Raw genomic sequence first — 18,287 nt, forward strand, 5'->3', positions numbered from 1 at the left:
CTTATTCTGAATTTTTAGCACAGAAAAAGACTACTAGGGACGAGCTAGTAGTCTAAATATAATTTTTTTCGCTTTGATTATATCATAGGGAGGGAATTTTTGCATTCTTTGTAGTTTTCGTATAAAAAATTTGTCCAGGCTTTCTGCTTTGGAATAAATTTTTGACGCAGTAGTTGGGAGTAAGAATTGTTAGTTATGCCAAGAGTCTTACCCCTGCACAGTTCATGAGGGGCTAAAAGCACCTCATAAACCGCTGCTGATTGGAAGTTCTTATCTTGGGGCGTAGTTCCATTTTTAAGCGCCCTCTTAAACAGTCCACAGGACTGTTTAACTACCACGCAAGGTTAGGTCAAACAGTTTGGGGAACTTTTGAAGGTTATCTAATCTGATGAACCTTGTTCATCTTATTTCCAACCTCAAAAGGGTTTCCCAAACCTTTTAAGCTGTGCGGGGATGGGAATGTAACCCAAAATTTTGGGGTTGATCCCACTTCCTTTTATCGCCTCCTAGTATTATAATAAACCTATGTTAACCGCAATCAATAACTATCTGGCTTATCAAGGCCAAAAATATATCAAACCTGAAAAATCAGGGACGCAAGCTTCTGCTATGCAGGATTTGCGGATCTTGGCTCAAGCTGCTCGTCAGGAATTCGCTGAAATCAGTCAAGGACTTGCTCAGCGAGTAGCACCTTTTGAACCTGAACGGGTCAGTCAATGGATGAATCAAGCTCAGGTCTGTCGGCCTCATTTTTGGTGTTATTATCGTCTACCTTCTGATAGCCCAGAGGATGTAGCTATAGCCATTCGCCTCTATGGTCGCAAGGATAACTTTGGTATCTCGGTGGAGGTCAGCTTTGTGGAGCGCAAAAAATCAGAAGATACCTTGTCCAAACAAAACAAGGTCTTGGCAGTGCCAATTGCTGAACCTCTTTACTATTTTGCCCAAGAAGCTGGTGTTAGCCGAAAAGTGGAGGGGAATGAAGAAAACCGATCCAAGCTGCAAGAAGCTGTCGAATCAGGAACTGTCCGAAAGGTACTGGTCAAATATGATATTCCTATAGAAGTGGGAACGTCTCTAGATTCACTAACAGATCAGCTGACCTTGGGGGTTGATCGGGTTCTACCTTACTATGATGCAACGAAAAACTAGAATTTACGAAGAAATAAATGGATTATAAAGAATTAAAAGCTCTTTTTGAAGCCCACCAAGACCCTGAAAATGCCCTTGCCATGGCTAAATACATGCGCAATCAGTTTCGTTTTTATGGTTTGAAAACAGCTGATAGGAGGGCTCTTTACAAGGGCTTTCTTAAAGAAGCAAAGAAAAAACAAATACCAGACTGGCAGTTCTTGAATCAATGCTACGAGGATAGCCACCGAGAACTCCAGTATTTTGTTTATGACTACCTGCTGGCACTGAACAAGTATTTAACCTATGAGGATATTGCTCATATCCGTCATTATATCAAAGACAAGCCGTGGTGGGACACCATTGATTTTCTATGCAAGGTAATCGGCAGTATTGGCTTGAGAGATGACAGGGTGGCTCCTTTAATGTTAAGTTGGTCGCAGGATGAAGATCTTTGGATCAGAAGGACGTCTATCGAGCATCAGCTTGGTCTAAAAGAAGAGACCGATAGAGACCTGCTGGAAAAAATTCTCCTTAACAATTTCGGCAGTCAGGAATTTTTCATCAACAAAGCTATAGGCTGGGCCTTGCGGGATTATTCAAAGACCAATCCAGATTGGGTCAGGCAGTTCATCGAGAAATATGGAAATCAAATGTCTTCCTTAAGCGTAAAAGAAGGCAGCAAGTATCTTTAAATAAGAATGCTGACTATCAAAAAAGCCAGACGGTCATTAGGACGTCTGGCTTTTTCTCATGTGCATAGCTAATAATAAAATAATATCGACAGTTTTCCATTAATAGCAGAAATAGCATAATCTGTAGCATTATTTTCATTTGAAATTAAAAATTCTTTTTCTTTAGGGGGCAGTAACGTAGGTATTTAGTTTCATTAACAATGACGCTTTAGGGGTTCACAGGCCAGCTAAAAAATTTTATAATAACGGCTGTCAGGTAAAAAACTGGCAAATAAAAATAAAAGAGGTATAATCTTATGACAACTCAAACATTGGAACAATTTGACGCAATGACTGTTCAAGAACTGGCTGCTATTGAAGGTGGAGCCACAGTTGAAGATGATGGATCAACGTATTATGGTAATGGACTGTATTGCAGCGAAGATAGAGGTTGCTGGGTAGACACTGGCCGCTTGCTTACTTCTCTTATAAACAATATCCCCGCCCAATGGTTTACTGGTGGCAAATCTGGTTGGAATTCCAACTATTAATTTGACCGCTTCAGTATTAGTGGTTGAATCCAAGTAAACACAGCACTAACGCTTAGTTGCCATACTTCAATTTAACTATGAAAAACAAAAAGAAGCGAATTGATTATATTATTGGCAAAATAGGCTAAGATACTTGTCTAGATTAAGAGGCTATCAGAAAAAAGACATCATTTATCTTGATTCTAGAGAACAGCACAGATTTTCAACATTGTAAATACTAGGCTGTGGTTACGAAGAGTTTCTATAAGAAAAGTAAAGATGGAGCAGTTGATGCTTCATCTTTTTTATAAACTTTATTAGCGCTTGCTTAAAAAAAAACAGACTTCCAAATTTGGAAATCTGCTTGAACTAGCTTATTAATGGTTATCAACAATCACTTCAACCCCACCCATATAAGGTCGGAGGACTTCAGGGATAGTGACAGAGCCGTCTTCATTTTGATAGTTTTCAAGAATGGCTGCGACTGTGCGGCCGACAGCTAAGCCTGAACCATTGAGGGTGTGGAGGAGCTTAACCTTGCCATCAGCTTCGTCGCGGTAGCGAATTTGTGCACGACGCGCTTGGAAGTCTTCACAGTTAGAGCAGGACGAGATTTCCCGGTAGGTATTTTGCGCTGGAATCCAGACTTCAAGATCATAGGTCTTAGCAGCTGAGAAGCCCATATCACCAGTACAAAGTGTGATCACGCGATATGGGAGCTCCAATTTCTGAAGGATGTTTTCGGCATTAGCCACCATCTGCTCTAATTGATTATAAGAGTCTTCTGGTTTAGCAAACTTAACCATTTCTACTTTGTGGAATTGGTGTAGACGGATCAGTCCGCGTGTATCTCGACCAGCAGAACCAGCTTCTGAGCGGAAGGATGGACTCATCGCGGTAAATTTAACAGGCAGCTCCCTACCGTCGATGATCTCATCGCGGTAGAAGTTAGTCAAAGGAACTTCAGCTGTCGGAATGAGGACATAGTCGGAATCGGCTAGCTCAAACGTATCCTCTTTGAATTTCGGATACTGGCCAGTACCAAACATAGAATCGTGGTTGACCATGTAAGGAGGAATCATTTCTGTGTAGCCTTCTTTAGCATGCTCATCTAGCATAAAGTTGTAGATAGCCCGTTCTAAACGAGCTCCTAAACCTTTGTAAAAGAGGAAACGTGACCCCGTAACTTTAGCACCGCGTTCCCAATCTAGAATATTTAGGTCTTCTCCTAGGTCCCAGTGTGGTTTAATTTCGAAATCGAAGTTGCGTGGCACTCCCCAACGGCGGACTTCGACATTTTCATCTTCATCTGCCCCAACTGGTACATCAGCATGTGGCATATTAGGCAGGGTTACAACGATATCGTTGAGCTCTTGGTCAACCTCAGTTAGCTCCGCATCAATAGCCTTGATTTGAGTTGAAACTTGCTGCATTTCAGCAATCTGATCGGAAGCATCTTCCTTGTTGCGTTTGGATTGAGCGATAGCAGCAGAAGCGATATTGCGGTGTGCCTTGAGTTCTTCGGATTTGACTAGCAGATCACGGCGTTTAATATCTAATTCCTTGAGCTGGTCCAAAGTTTCAGACTTGACTCCGCGGTTGGCCAAGTTTTTAGCAACATCGTCAAAATTTTGTCGGATACGTTTTAAATCTAACATAAGTCCTTCTTTCTAAATAAAAAGCACAGCTAGCATTTTGTTGGAGTGCCTGAGGCACGGTTCCATCCAACTTCACTAGCTGTGCACTTGATTGCTATTTGATTGAGTGATAACGGTAGAATTTCGATCAAACCTCTTTATCTGCTCGCAGCATCCGCAGACTTTCTGGAAAAGCTGACTGACCTACTTATCCGCTGTCCTCATTATATAAGAAAAGACTTAAAATGTAAAGACTGGGTATTTATTGACTCCTTCAGCTGCCTCACTTTACTTCTTGTTAAAGCGGCTTGTAATTTCTCCCCAAATCTTTTGCCCCAAAGTAGGGAGTCTGACAATTTTATCATTGCCAATCTTTTCACGAGCTACCTTTAAAATCTTACCAGACTCCTTAGAGGCAAAGAGGAATTTTCCTTGTTTGGTAAAAACTTGAAAATGACGGCTGATTTTACGACCGGAAACATTAGCCCCAATCTTTTCTACCGATGTCCAGGGAATTTGAATATTGTCTTCTGGATTGTTGTCGTTGTAGAATTCCAAAGCTTTGTCGCCAACCATATACTTGCCGACCTTGTTACCCATGCCCATGTAAAAGACACCAGTTGTTGCTAAATCTACCGTGTGATTAAGTGATTGTGCCATAGTTCCTACCTTATGTATTTTTATCTATTATACCATACTCATCTTTTATTCAAAAAATCAAATAAATATCTACTAAAAGAATAATTAAAATAACAGAATGTTAATTAAAAGATTTCAGTGATGCTAAAAAATAATAAAATATCCATAAAATCATGCTATAAGTTATTTTTAATGTTATACTAATGGACATAATTAAAAGGAGGAAATACTATGAAATGTCAAGCATTTGAAGATTTTAAAGCTACAAGTTTGGATAAGTTGTCTTGTACGACGGGTGGAGCTACTGATGGCGAAGTTCTAGCTAATCGGATGGTACAAGGTAAAGCAAGTAATGGCGAAATTGCTATGTATACTTGGAACATTGTTAAAGATGGTTGGGTAAATTCACTCATGTCTTGGGGTACAGGAGGTTATAATAGCTCTGTAGGTTATAATCCTAAAGGTAACCAAGGTTTTAGGAATTATTCATACGATGTTTCTACAGGTTCAGATAGTAGCAGTAGTAGTTCAAGTAATGGTGGTTATGTTAATTATAACCAAAGTTTCAATTCTGGATGGTAAATTTATCGTGATGGGAAGACCTTTTTATAGAATAATTAGCGATTGATAATTTTACTTGTGCAAGTAGCTAAAATCGAATATAACAATTTTTCAAGGATGCAGCTTATCTAGGAAACGCTGTAATTTATACCTGGCAGGATTGTTTAAAGTGCATGTGAGAAAATTGTAAGTAGTATTATTAGCACATATTCTGGTGCAGGCAATACCCTCCTGCTAACTTAGGTTTAATAATTGTGGGTACGATGTAACAAGAGATTCATTAGGTGGTTTATTCCATGCTCAGGAGCTAATAATCTTCTGAGCATGGGCGGTATAATCCATAGCGAGTCAATGATGCAATAATGGCTAACTAACAATACATCAATTCTAATATGAGCACTAGCCTGACTCTGACTATACAGATGTCAGGCTTTTTGTGAATAGTTTGTTAAGGATGCCCCTAAAAACTCTTTTTTTAATCAGAAACTTGATTTAACAATGTTTATGAGTATAAAACAAAAAGAAGTTTTTGAGCTTTCTAGGAGCCTTTGAGTAGAAGGAATGATATATGAACACATTTTCTTATCTTCTTTTGACTGTAGTTTTAGTATTATTAGTCAATGTATTCTTAAAATTTATAAAATACTTTTTTAAAACAACTCCAGCAATGAATAAGGAAAATTCTAAGAAATCTTCAAATTTTTTGTGGAGTCGAACTAGACGTTTTAAGTTTGTTCCTCAAATAGATAATAGGGATTGTGGTGCTGCGGCTCTAGCCTCTATTGCCAAGCATTATGGCTCAGATTATTCTTTAGTTCATTTACGTGAACTGACAAAGACAGACCGACAAGGAACTACAGCATTAGGAATTATTGAAGCAGCTAAGAGTATCGGTTTTGAAACACACTCTCTAGATGCTGATATGTCTTTATTTAGTTACGATGATCTTATCTATCCTTTTATTGTTCACGTTGTTAAAAATGGTCGTCTGCAACATTACTATGTTATTTATGCTAATGAAAGAAACCACTTAATCATTGGTGATCCTGATCCCAATGTGCAAGTTACCCGTATAAGCAAAGAAAAATTTAAGTCCGAATGGACAGGTGTAGCAATCTTCTTCTCCCCAAGAGATGATTACCAGCCCCAAAAGGACAAGAGAAAAGGACTAATAAGTTTTATACCATCTTTTTTAAAGCAGAAGGGTCTCTTGTTTTATATTACCATGGCTAGTCTAATAGTTACTCTAGTTGATATTACTGGAGCCTTCTTCTTACAAACAATACTGGATGAGTATATTCCAAGTCAACAAATTTCAACTTTAGGTCTCATCGCTGCAGGATTGATAATAACTTATGTTGTTCAACAGGTAATAGCTTTCGCTAAAGAGTACCTATTGATGGTATTAGGACAAAGACTGACAATAGATATTATACTTTCCTATCTAAAGCATATTTTTATTCTGCCTATGTCTTTCTTTGCAACTAGGAGAACTGGGGAAATTACATCTCGTTTCACGGATGCCAATCAAATTATTGATGCTATGGCATCGACAATTTTTTCAATTTTTCTAGATTTCACGATGATTATTATAGTTGGGGGAGTACTTCTGATTCAAAATGCTGTCTTATTTTATCTTGCTCTCATTTCTATACCAATCTATATTATGATTATTTTCTCATTTATGAAAATGTTTGGCTACTTAAATTATGAAGTGATGGAAAGTAGCGCAATGATGTCCTCATCTATCATAGAAGATATTAATGGAATAGAAACCATCAAATCTTTGACTAGTGAACAGACTAGTTACCAAAGAATTGACAAAGAATTTGTTAATTTTCTAGAAAGATCTTTTAAATTATACAAGTATGGAGCTATTCAAAACTCAATTAAAACTGCTACAAAGCTAATTTTGAATGTAGTTATTCTTTGGTATGGAGCACGCTTAGTCATGACTGGAAAAATTTCAGTGGGACAAATGATTACATTTAACGTGCTTTTAGGATATTTTTCAAACCCGATTGAAAATATGATTAACTTACAGATTAAACTCCAATCAGCCCGCGTGGCTAATACCCGTCTCAATGAGGTTTATCTGGTGGAGTCCGAGTTTGAAAATGATGGTGAGCTCTCTGAAGACAGCTTTTTAGATGGGGATATTTCCTTTGAAAAATTGTCCTACAAGTATGGCTATGGCCGTGATACGCTGTCAGATATCAACCTGACCATAGCGAAGGGCTCTAAAATCAGCTTAGTTGGACCATCCGGTTCCGGTAAGACAACCTTAGCGAAGATGATGGTCAACTTCTATGAGCCCAATCGCGGGATCGCTCGGATCAATGGTTACGACCTCAAGGTTATTGATAAGACAGCCCTGCGGCAGCACATCAGCTACCTTCCTCAACAGGCTTATGTTTTTAGTGGGACCATCATGGACAACCTGACCTTGGGAGCCAAGGAAGGTACAACTCAGGAAGATATTATCCGAGCTTGTGAACTCGCTGAGATCCGCTCAGATATTGAACAAATGCCTCTGGGGTATCAGACCGAACTGTCTGATGGTGCAGGTGTCTCTGGCGGTCAGAAGCAGCGGATTGCCCTAGCTCGTGCTCTTTTGACTCAGGCTCCGGTTTTGATATTGGATGAGGCTACCAGCAGTTTGGATGTTCTGACGGAAAAGAAAATTGTCGATAACCTCATGGCCATGACCGATAAGACGATTATTTTTGTGGCGCACCGCCTGAGTATTGCGCAGCGGACAGAGCGTATTATTGTGATGGATCAAGGAAAGATTGTAGAGACCGGTAGCCATAAGGAACTGTTGGCGAATAAAGGCTTCTATTACACACTGTTTAACTAAAGAGCTCCCAATTAAGTGAGGAATAACAATGAGAAGTTTAAATAATTAAAAAGAGAGAAGAAAAAGTAAAAACAAAAGGGAAAGATAAAGAAGGAGCAACAGTATAAACGAAACAAAGGAATGAGCTTCTGATTTTTACTGTCAGAGAAAAGTTTGGTAATATGTGTCGGCTTTCCACTAAGAAATGAAATCTTAGGTGATAATCAGAGTCAAGCTTTTTATCAGATAGTAAAATATAATGTGACGCATTAAAATAAAGAATACTATAAAAAGGCCACTTAATATTAAAAATGAAAGTGGCCTTTGCTATGTGACAAAATCATCTGTTTCAAAATATTAAACCCCAGATAGTGGATTTTGGCTGAATCCATTATCTGGGGAAGTTTATCTTGTTAACTAAAAAATTTAAGACAATCAGTAACCTTACATTAATCCAATAACATGAGCAACAATACCTACGATGAAAAGTCCGAGAATCATTACGATTGGTGAAACTTTCTTCTTGAGTAACCACATACAAAGTAGTGTGAGGAGAAGAGCCATCAAACCTGGAAGTAATTTATCCAATTGGTCTTGTAAAGTTTCCACTTTAACGTTAGTAAGACTCAAATTATCTTTGACACCTTGAAGAATCTTTTGGAGTTGACCACTATGAATAACTTCGCTGTCTTTAGGAAATTCTATATAAGTAGCGCCATTGTCATTTGTTAATTTAGTAGATGGGAGCTTCAGTGCAAAGTTAATTGTTACCCAACGTTGAACAAGTGCACCGATGACAAACATACCTAGAATAGAAGCCCCTTTGGTGATGTTTTTAAGGATACCACCTGAAAGGTCCTTTGTGATTTCTGTACCTGCTTTATAGCCAAATTCTTGAGTATACCAGAGGAAGGCCATACGGATGATATTCCAAGCAAGGAAGAAAATAATTGGTCCTAAAATATTTCCTGAAATAGCAAGAGAAGCACCAAGTGCTCCAAGTGTTGGACGAAGAACAAACCAGAAAACTGGATCACCAATACCAGCCAAAGGGCCCATCATGCCAATCTTAATTCCTTGAATAGCAGCATCATCTACTTCTGTACCATTTGATTTTTCTTCTTCAAGAGCAAGTGTCACTCCTAAAATAGGAGCAGCGATATAAGGGTGAGTATTAAAGAACTCCAAGTGACGCTCAAGTGCAGCGGCACGATCTTCTTTATTTTTATAGAGTTTCTTGATTGATGGAATTAAAGCATATGCCCAACCTAAGTTCTGCATCCGCTCATAGTTCCAAGAACCTTGCAAGAAAGTTGAACGCCACCAAACTTTACGGCGATCAGATTTTGATAATTGAATTCTTTCTGACATTATAATACTCCCTTCTAATAATCTTCTAGGATATCGCCGATCGGATCGTCTGACCCAGTATTAGCGTCTCTGCTATCGCTACTACCCGCTTGATTAGTAATGCCAATATAAATCATAGCAAGCGCTACACCAACCATACCTAATCCAAAAAGAGTAATTTGTGTATCAGGAATAGCAGCAAGAACAAAACCGATAATAAAGAATGGCCAAACTTCTCTCGTCGCCATCATATTAAGAATCATTGCATAACCGACAGCGACAACCATGCCACCTCCGATAGTCATACCATCAGATAACCAACTAGGAATAGCTTCCAGTATTGATTTAACATGATTAGCAGGAAGTGCAAGCAATAAAGCAACAGGAAGGACGATACGAAGACCTTGAAGAAGAAGAGCAAAATAATGTGAACGCTCAACTGCCTTAATATTACCGTTCTTTGCGGCCGCATCAGCTCCATGGACAATACCAATTGAAACTGCACGTACTACCATTGTTAACGCAAGACCAGCAATTGCAAGTGGTACCGCAACACCATAGGCGATGGTAATTCCTTTTTGTGAGAAATCTCCGCCTTTAATCATAACTACTGCAGCGGCAGTTGAAGCGAGAGCAACATCTGGTGCAACTGCCGCACCAATATTTGCCCAACCAAGAGCAAGAAATTGTAAAGTTCCGCCAAGCATGATACCTGCAGCGGGTTGACCAGCGGCTAAACCAATTAAGGTACAGGCTACTAATGGTTGGTGGAATTGAAATTGATCCAAGATGCCATCCAATCCCGCAAGGAATGAGACGATGAGGATCAAGATAATAGAAATAACTGACATTATTCTAGTTCCTTTCACTATTTATATTGAACTTACTGAACATTTGCTTTTTTAATCAAATCAAAAAGATCTTTTGGTGTATCTCCGGATACTTTACGAACATCGAATTTTATACCAAGATCACGCAATTTTTCAAAGGTTGCTACGTCATCCTTGTCCATTGATAAAACGTTGTTAACCATCGTTTTTCCAGTTGAGTGAGCCATGGAACCAATATTAAGTTCCTTGATTGGAACTCCTCCTTCAATTGCACGAAGAGCATCTTGAGGTGTTTCAAAAAGAACCAAGGCATGTGTATTGCCAAAACGTGGATCTTTAGATGCTTCAATCAATTTCTTGATTGGAATAACGTTTGCTCTAATCCCGTTAGGGGCAGCCTGCTTAATTAATTCCTTACGCATTTCATCTTTTGAAACAGCATCAGAAGCAACAATAATCCGATTAGCTTTAGAGGCTGGCGTCCAATTAGTTGCCACTTGACCGTGTAGGAGACGTGTGTCCACGCGAGCTAAATTAATTTTTAGCTTACCATCTCCAATGACGGTTCCTTCTGGGATAGCACCGGAAGGATGCTGTCCGACTGGTGCCGCAGCACCAGCTGCTGGAACAGCCTCAGCGGGAGCCAGCTCTTCAGGAAGCGGTTTGATACCATCTTTTGCTTCCTTAATGATATTTGCCGCTACTTGATCAACACCTGCATCAGCCGCCATCATGCGCTCTGTGTAGGCCTGAATCAACATTGGCAAGTTTAGTCCTGTGATGATAGCGATCTTGCGATCGGTCATTTCACCCATGACACGACTGGCTTGGTTAAATGGCGAACCAGACCAGAGGTCAGCTAGGACTAGAATTTCATCGTCAGCCTCAAAATGTGCGATAGCGTCGTTGAAGTGTCCATAAAGGTCATCAGGCCCTTCGTTTGGCATAAAGGTTACAACTTGAACCTTCTCTTGCTCACCAAAAATCATGGAGCCCGATTGGTGGATACCTTCAGCGAATTTACCGTGGCTGGCAATAATAATACCGATACCCATTCTTGATTTTCCTCCTTTTTATTTAGTTATCCCCGCACTCTTCACTAATCTCTCCCTTGACTTTTCTCTCGGAGCTTAGGGACAGTCAAGAACAAGTCTATTGTAAAACGCTTTCAGAGAAAAGTCAAGGTTATTTGATGAAAAAAATCACATATTTTCAAAAAACGTCAAAAGCTCTCAAATGAAAGGAAATTCTAAGGGATATAAAATCAACTGTTTTCATATAACTATTTGATTTTTGCTTATTTTATGATAGATTTTGGAAATTCTTACAAGAAAATTTTTCCTAACGGTCTGACTAAACTCCCACTTTTGATGGATTGAGAATAGGAAAACAGCCGTGATAGCTTAGTCCTCACTTATAAAGTATTGTAATCTCTGAAGATTACGTATAAAAAATCGATAAATCATCATAAGATGACGATTTCAATTTTCTCCGATCTTCCATTGAAGACTCTGAGCACTGTCACTCTCTTATTTGAAGGCGCCAAACTTTGGCTGTCTGGGGATAGACCGCCAAACTCCGCTGGAGCATTTCAATCTCACCTCCGCACAACTCCAAAGGTCCGGGGGACCTTTGGAGGTTGGAGATAAGATGAACGGTGTTCATCACATAAGGTCTGGGAGACCTTGTGAGGTTGGAAATAAGATGAATAAGGTTCATCACATTAGATAACCTCCAACAGTTCCCCAAACTGTTGGCGCTATCACTTGTGTGGTAGTTAAAACAGTCCAGTGGAGTGTTTAAAGGGGCGCCTGAAAATAGGAATGCGCCCAGGACTTCCAATTAGCAATGGTTCAGTGGTGCTAAAGCACCTAATGAACTGTGAGGACAGGGCTTCTTGGCATGGTCAACAAGTCTTACCCCTAACTGCGTCAATGTTTATTACTGCACAAAAGAATTAAGCTTTGGAGTTTTGTCCCAAGCTCGTCTGTATTGAGAAAGATTATCACTGGTATTTTTCATGATAATAAAAAGGAATTGAAAACCAATTGAGATTTTCAACTCCTTACAATTTTACCTTTTCTTAGTAATCAATCGAACAAGATCTTTAAATCGTTGTTTCAAAATTACGCCGACACTTGGTGCCTTTCTTAGGCTTTCACGAGGAATCCGTTGCTGAATAGCCTTGAGTGTTTCTCGGCTTTGACGGCTGGCAAAACGCAAGCGTCCATTGTGCTTGGTACGAACCTCAAAGCGTGGAATATATTTACCACCAAAGTAGATATCAGCAACCACATAGGTAACTTCTGTCCAAGGAATCTGAATATAATCCTGTAATTTAGTTTCGTTATAAAACTCGAAAGCCTGATCGCCGACCATGATATTGCCGTAAATAGGCCCTTCCCGGAACCAAGTGCCCTTTGAGGTGTGATCCATTTTTGTATTCAGCGATTTAACCATGGGATGCCTCCAATTAGATCAAACCGATAACATGGGCAACGATAGCGACAACAAAGATTCCCAAGATAATCAGAATTGGAGAAACTTTTTTCTTAAGTAAATACATACACAAGAAAGTTAAGCCAAGAGCAGCAAGACCCGGAACCAATTGGTCTAAGTTGTCTTGCAGGGTGGTTACCTTGTTGATATCCAAGGATTTACCATTACCTAGATTATACTGGATAAGGGCCTCTTTAATTCCCTTAGCACCAGATGGGATTTTACTCCAGTCGATATAAGCTCCAGGTTGTTGTTTAACAGTTGAGACAACAGGTGTGAAGGTAATGGTTACCCAACGTTCGATAAGGGCACCGATGACAAACATCCCCATCATAGAAGCACCACGTGTTACTTGTTGGAGGAGATTCCCTGACAGGTCGTCAGTAATAGCAGTTCCGGCTTTGTAACCAAACTCTTGAGTGTACCATTTCACGACTGCTGCCATGACATTCCAGAGAACAAAGAAGAGAATAGGTCCGAGAACGTTACCGGAAACGGCCAGGCTTGCTCCCAAAGAGAGAAGGATTGGGCGAAGTGTAAACCAGAAAAGTGGGTCACCGGCACCGGCAAGAGGTCCCATCATACCGACTTTAACCCCAGAAATAGCAGCATCATCTATATTAGCTCCATTAGCTCTTTCTTCTTCCAGAGCCAGGGTGACACCAAAGATTGGATTAGCCATGAATGGATGGGTATTAAAGAATTCCAAGTGACGTTTAAGAGCAGCCGCCCGTTCTTCTTTAGAACTGTATAGTTTCTTGATAGCAGGGATGAAAGTATAAGCAACCCCACCGTTTTGCATCCGTTCATAGTTGAAAGAACTCAAAAGAAAGTATGAGCGGATAAATGTTTTAATCCGATCTGATTTTGTTAGAGTAATTTTTTTATCAGCCATTATAGGTCCTCCACATTAAAAGTCTTCTAAAATTTCACCGAGTGGGTCACCTGAACCACCGCCGTTATTTGAAGATCCATTAGATCCGCTAGCTTCGAGGGCGAGGAAGAGGAGAGCAAGACAGGCACCGATGATACCTAAACTGATCAAGGTGAGTTGTTTGATGGCAGCCAAAGCAAAACCAATGAAGAAGAATGGCCAAACTTCACGGCTAGACATCATGTTGATAACCATGGCATAACCAACGGCTACGACCATTCCGCCACCTAGGGTCATTCCAGTTGTGAGCCAGTCGGGCATAGCTTGAAGCCCACTGCGAACAGCCTCAACTGGCAGTAACAGCAGTAAAAAGGCAGGAATGGCAACACGTAGTCCTTGTAATCCCATTCCGATAAAGTGCCATCTTTGGATACCGGCGATATTAGCCGATTCAGCAAGCCCGTCCATGATATGTGCGATAAAAGCAGTAGCTGTCCGAACAAACATGGTTAAAGCTAGTCCGGCAACAGCCAGAGGAACGGCCAGACCGATAGCAGTTCCGATTCCTTTGGCCCCTTGTCCACCAAGCATCAGAATGATGGCAGAAGCGACGGCAGCCAGAGAGGCATCTGGTGCCATAGCTGCACCGACATTGGCCCAGCCCATGGTGATCAACTGAAGACTTCCTCCTAGCATGACACCGAGTTCTAAGTTACCGGTTACCAATCCAATAAGTGAACAAGCAACAACGGGTTGGTAGGTTTCAATTTGGTCGTTAACAGAACTACACCCGATAATAAAGGCAACAATAACGACTAAAATGATTTGTATGGTACTCATTTATGTATCCTCCAAGATTATGATTTTTCGGCTAATTTCTTTTCAGCCGATTGAATAAGAGCGTCAATATTTGCAGGGCTGTCAGCTGGTACACCGCGAACATCAAATGCCACGCCCATAGCTTGCAATTCCTTAATAGCATCAACATCGGTTTGGTCAAATGATAAGGCCTTGGTGACGTTGACTTTCCCTTCTTTATAGGCAGAAGAACCAAGGTTGATTTCCTTGACTTCGACTCCAGCCTTGATAGCTGCTAGAGCATCTTCTACCGATTCAAAAAGAAGCATGGCACGTGTATCACCGAAGCGAGGGTCGTTGTTAGCTTTAACCATATTTTTGATAGGAATAACATTAACCATCACCCCGCTCGGAGCAGCTTGTTTAATCATATTAGTACGCAGTTTATCGTGACAAACAGTATCAGATACAACGATAATACGATTAGGATTTGTAGAGTGCGTCCAGCCTGTGGCTACCTGCCCGTGAAGCAGACGGGTGTCAACACGCGCTAAAACGTAATCAATCTTTCCGTCTCCTAAGACAGTTCCTTCTGGAATGCTTCCTTGAGGAACAGAATTTTCAGCAGGTGCTGCCTCAACCTTTCCCTCTTCTGGCGTGAGATCTTGCGGAAGGATTTTGACACCTTCCTTAGTCTCCTTGTAGATGTTTGCGACAACAGCATCAACACCCCCATCAGCAGCCATCAAGCGCTCTGTATAGGCTTGAATCAGCATTGGCAAGTTGAGACCTGTCATGATGACGATCTTGCGTTCGGGATTTTCCTCCATCAGACGGCTGGCCTGATTAAAAGGTGAGCCTGACCAAAGATCGGCAAGAACAAGGATGTCATCGTTAGTTTCAAACTTTGCAATGGCATCTTGGAAATGTTCATAGAGGTCGTCAGGACCTTCATTGGGCATGAAAGTGACAACTTCAACCTTCTCTTGCTCCCCAAAAATCATAGAGCCAGATTGGTGGATACCCTCAGCGAACTTTCCGTGGCTGGCAATAATAATACCGATACCCATTCTTGATTTTCCTCCTTTGTAAATAGTTTCTCTGAGAGACTTTTCAAATTCTTTCTCTCAGAAATCCAAGAATACTTCCATTATAGATAGCTTTTAGTTAAAAAGCAATAAAATCTTAAGAAAAATCAGTATATTTAGCTATATTTTCCAAAAACAGTCAAAAAACATCAAAAAAAATTCAAGAATTTAAGTAAAAACAATAATCTCATTAAAAAATCAGATCCAGTTTCTAGGGACCTGATTATTTTTTTGATATACGCATGCTTCTTAAGACACTTACAAGAAGAGTTCGGCTAACTGTTTGGCAACGCCATCTTCATCATTACTGTATTTTGTCCTAAAGTCCGCAAAAGGGAGAAGGGTATCGCTGGCATTCTTCATGGCATAGCCTTGGCCAGCAAAGGCTAACATTTCGGTGTCGTTATGCTCGTCGCCAAAAGCAATCAGATCATCTTTGTCTTTGCGCAGCCGCTCTAGCAGATATTTTAAAGCAAATGCCTTGTTGACACCTTTTGGAGAAAATTCCAGAATATTAAGAGGGCCGCCCCAAGAATCCACTTCTAACTGGTTATCGAAGTGCTGACGAATATCCTGAGCAAGTTGATACTTGTCGGCAGCGTGAGTCTGCATGAGCAGCGCATTGGGATCGCGGGTGATTTTCTCAGGTTTAAGCTCCATTTTATTGATGATTTTTTTGACCCCAAAGATTTCTGGCGGAATCAGCTGGCGATTTTCCATCGTAATATAGAAGTGCTTACGATATTCACTGGCGAGAAAATCTGTTTCAAAGGTTTGATAATTCTCCAGTACATCAAAGAGATATTGTTTATCAATTCTCCTACTGAACTCCCCAGCCCATTTAGTCTCAGGGATATGGGTTAGGGCACCGTTGAAATTAATCATAGGACCACCTAACCCCAGACGTTTGTAGGGAGCGATGGACATTCGATAAGGCCGCCCTGTTACAATGATAACTTGGTGACCTTGGCTTGCGACCTGCTTGAGGATCTCTACGGTATAGTCTGAAATGGTATTGTCACTGCGTAAGAGTGTTCCATCTAAATCTAAGGCGATAATCTTGTTAGTCATGTCTCCTATTATAGCAGAAAAGCTTTCTGGGACCAAAGCTCGGCAATTTTCCAGAACCAGAGCGGCTTTTTGTCTGCTGGCAGGGAGCGTTCAATCTTGATAAGTAAAGGGGATAAAAAATTGACTAAAAATATTGATTTCCGAACATTTATCATATATAATAGTTATATCGTTCAAAATAATCGAACGAATTCAGGGATAACCATGAGGTTACCTGCAAAATTACTATCTTTTGGAGGAAGTAGATTTCCAATGGAAAAATTTTTCAAATTGAAAGAGCACGGAACAGATATTCGTACAGAGATTATGGCAGGTTTAACGACCTTCTTTGCCATGTCCTATATTCTCTTTGTCAATCCAGCTATTCTGAGCCAAACTGGTATGCCGGCTCAGGGTGTTTTCTTAGCTACCATTATTGGGGCTATCGCTGGTACTCTCATGATGGCTCTCTATGCTAATCTGCCTTACGCTCAAGCGCCAGGTATGGGGCTCAATGCCTTCTTTACCTATACGGTTGTCTTTTCATTGGGCTATACCTGGCAGCAAGGTTTGGCCATGGTCTTCTTGTGTGGTGTTATTTCCCTTATTATCACTCTAACTAAGGTTCGCAAGATGATCATTGAGTCCATTCCTTCCTCGCTAAAATCTGCTATTTCAGCAGGTATCGGAATTTTCTTGGCTTATGTTGGGATTAAGAATGCTGGTTTGATCCAATTTGCTATCGACCCGGGTAAGTACACTGCGACTGGCTCCTTGAAAGGGGCACAGGCTTCAATCACTGCTAACTCAGCGGCTACACCAAGCCTGGTCCACTTTGATAATCCAGCTGTCATTTTGGCTTTGATTGGTTTAGCGATTACTATTATCTTTATCGTTAAAGGGATGAAGGGTGGTGTCATTATTTCCATCGCCTTAACCACTGTCGTTGGGATTTTTATGGGGGTGGTTGATTTGAATGCCATCAGCTGGAAAACAACTAATCTTGGCGCATCTTTCCATGATTTTAAAACACTTTTTGGCGCTGCTCTAGGCAGTAAAGGTTTGGGTTCCTTGTTTGCGGTACCAGCTAAAATTCCTGGCGTCTTGATGACCATCTTGGCCTTCTCCTTGACTGATATTTTTGATACTATCGGAACTTTGATTGGTACAGGTGAAAAGGTTGGTATCATTGCTACAACTGGAGAAACTCATGAGTCGGCTGGTCTGGACCGGGCTCTCTATTCTGACCTAGTTGGGACTTCTGTCGGTGCCATCGCTGGGACTTCAAACGTTACAACCTATGTTGAATCTGCTGCTGGTATCGGAGCAGGTGGACGAACCGGAATGACTGCACTTGTTGTAGCGGTGTTCTTTGGTATTTCAAGTGTTTTCAGTCCATTAGTTTCCATCGTACCAACACAGGCGACAGCCCCTGTTCTCATTATAGTTGGGATTATGATGCTGTCCAATCTCAAAAATATCAACTGGGAAGATTTGGCTGAAGCAGTACCGGCTTTCTTCACTTCAGTTTTCATGGGCTTTGCCTATAGTATTACTTACGGTATCGCAGCTGGTTTCATTACTTATACTTTGGTCAAAATTATCAAGGGGCAAGCCAAAGATATCCATCTAATCTTATGGATTTTAGATATCCTCTTTATCCTTGACTTTATCAGTTTAGCTCTGCTATAATTCATCAAAAAAGGCTACTGTGATAGCCTTTTTAGCTATTTTTAAAAGGAAATACTGGTAAACAATTGGAAGGCTGAGGCATTTTTGATATAATA

General features: G+C 40.5%; 16 protein-coding genes. 6 read left to right on the forward strand and 10 right to left on the reverse strand.

Translation table 11 applies throughout. The features are described from left to right. Nucleotides 1-525: 525 nt before the first annotated feature. The 3 genes from G7Y32_RS09600 (at nt 526) to G7Y32_RS09610 (ending at nt 2,356) form a co-directional block, all read left to right on the forward strand. Nucleotides 526-1,152 carry a hypothetical protein gene (locus G7Y32_RS09600; RefSeq protein WP_004229403.1) on the forward strand — a complete coding sequence of 209 codons (627 nt, stop codon included), beginning with the start codon at nt 526-528 and terminating at the stop codon, nt 1,150-1,152. 17 nt (nt 1,153-1,169) lie between these two features. Then, nucleotides 1,170-1,826 (forward strand): DNA alkylation repair protein, encoded by a 657-nt coding sequence (locus G7Y32_RS09605; RefSeq protein ID WP_165213174.1) that lies wholly within the window; start codon nt 1,170-1,172, stop codon nt 1,824-1,826. A 296-nt stretch (nt 1,827-2,122) separates the two neighbouring features. Continuing rightward, nucleotides 2,123-2,356: a leucocin A/sakacin P family class II bacteriocin gene (locus tag G7Y32_RS09610; protein WP_165213176.1), complete on the forward strand. Its 234-nt coding sequence runs from the start codon at nt 2,123-2,125 to the stop codon at nt 2,354-2,356. Between the two features lie 356 nt (nt 2,357-2,712). Here G7Y32_RS09610 and serS read toward each other — a convergent pair whose 3' ends face one another. After that, on the reverse strand, nt 2,713-3,993 hold the full coding sequence (gene serS / locus G7Y32_RS09615; protein WP_165213178.1) for a serine--tRNA ligase: 1,281 nt from the start codon (nt 3,991-3,993) through the stop codon (nt 2,713-2,715). Nucleotides 3,994-4,260: 267 nt separating this feature from the next. Next, nucleotides 4,261-4,632, reverse strand: a complete 372-nt coding sequence (locus tag G7Y32_RS09620) for a DUF956 family protein (protein ID WP_165213180.1) — start codon at nt 4,630-4,632, stop codon at nt 4,261-4,263. 210 nt (nt 4,633-4,842) lie between these two features. On the opposite strand from G7Y32_RS09620, the gene G7Y32_RS09625 reads away from it, so the two are divergent. Both G7Y32_RS09625 and G7Y32_RS09630 read left to right on the forward strand, forming a co-directional pair. Further along, nucleotides 4,843-5,193 (forward strand): hypothetical protein, encoded by a 351-nt coding sequence (locus G7Y32_RS09625; protein ID WP_165213182.1) that lies wholly within the window; start codon nt 4,843-4,845, stop codon nt 5,191-5,193. Nucleotides 5,194-5,740: 547 nt separating this feature from the next. Continuing rightward, on the forward strand, nt 5,741-8,032 hold the full coding sequence (locus G7Y32_RS09630) for a peptide cleavage/export ABC transporter (protein ID WP_165213184.1): 2,292 nt from the start codon (nt 5,741-5,743) through the stop codon (nt 8,030-8,032). Between the two features lie 423 nt (nt 8,033-8,455). Here the strand turns inward: G7Y32_RS09630 and G7Y32_RS09635 are convergent, their stop codons facing one another. From G7Y32_RS09635 to G7Y32_RS09670, 8 genes are all read right to left on the reverse strand, one after another. Then, on the reverse strand, nt 8,456-9,382 hold the full coding sequence (locus G7Y32_RS09635; protein ID WP_165213186.1) for a PTS system mannose/fructose/sorbose family transporter subunit IID: 927 nt from the start codon (nt 9,380-9,382) through the stop codon (nt 8,456-8,458). A gap of 14 nt (nt 9,383-9,396) precedes the next feature. Then, the gene (locus tag G7Y32_RS09640; protein WP_165213188.1) at nt 9,397-10,212 is read right to left on the reverse strand and encodes a PTS mannose/fructose/sorbose transporter subunit IIC; all 816 of its coding nucleotides are present in this window, start codon (nt 10,210-10,212) and stop codon (nt 9,397-9,399) included. A 32-nt stretch (nt 10,213-10,244) separates the two neighbouring features. Then, a complete protein-coding gene (locus G7Y32_RS09645) occupies nt 10,245-11,246 on the reverse strand; it encodes a PTS sugar transporter subunit IIB (protein ID WP_165213190.1) in 1,002 nt (333 codons plus the stop codon). 1,018 nt (nt 11,247-12,264) lie between these two features. Continuing rightward, a complete protein-coding gene (locus G7Y32_RS09650) occupies nt 12,265-12,651 on the reverse strand; it encodes a DUF956 family protein (RefSeq protein WP_165213192.1) in 387 nt (128 codons plus the stop codon). Between the two features lie 13 nt (nt 12,652-12,664). After that, complete coding sequence (locus tag G7Y32_RS09655) at nt 12,665-13,585, reverse strand: PTS system mannose/fructose/sorbose family transporter subunit IID (protein ID WP_165213194.1); 921 nt, start codon at nt 13,583-13,585, stop codon at nt 12,665-12,667. Between the two features lie 15 nt (nt 13,586-13,600). Next, nucleotides 13,601-14,404 carry a PTS mannose/fructose/sorbose transporter subunit IIC gene (locus G7Y32_RS09660; protein ID WP_165213196.1) on the reverse strand — a complete coding sequence of 268 codons (804 nt, stop codon included), beginning with the start codon at nt 14,402-14,404 and terminating at the stop codon, nt 13,601-13,603. Nucleotides 14,405-14,421: 17 nt separating this feature from the next. After that, a complete protein-coding gene (locus G7Y32_RS09665) occupies nt 14,422-15,432 on the reverse strand; it encodes a PTS sugar transporter subunit IIB (RefSeq protein WP_165213198.1) in 1,011 nt (336 codons plus the stop codon). Nucleotides 15,433-15,708: 276 nt separating this feature from the next. After that, nucleotides 15,709-16,521 carry a Cof-type HAD-IIB family hydrolase gene (locus tag G7Y32_RS09670; RefSeq protein WP_165213200.1) on the reverse strand — a complete coding sequence of 271 codons (813 nt, stop codon included), beginning with the start codon at nt 16,519-16,521 and terminating at the stop codon, nt 15,709-15,711. 252 nt (nt 16,522-16,773) lie between these two features. Here G7Y32_RS09670 and G7Y32_RS09675 point away from each other — a divergent pair, with 252 nt between their 5' ends. Further along, nucleotides 16,774-18,192 (forward strand): NCS2 family permease, encoded by a 1,419-nt coding sequence (locus G7Y32_RS09675; RefSeq protein WP_165213202.1) that lies wholly within the window; start codon nt 16,774-16,776, stop codon nt 18,190-18,192. The last annotated feature ends 95 nt before the right edge of the window (nt 18,193-18,287 follow it).

The organism is Streptococcus tangpeifui (genome assembly GCF_011038795.1).
GTDB lineage: Bacteria > Bacillota > Bacilli > Lactobacillales > Streptococcaceae > Streptococcus > Streptococcus tangpeifui.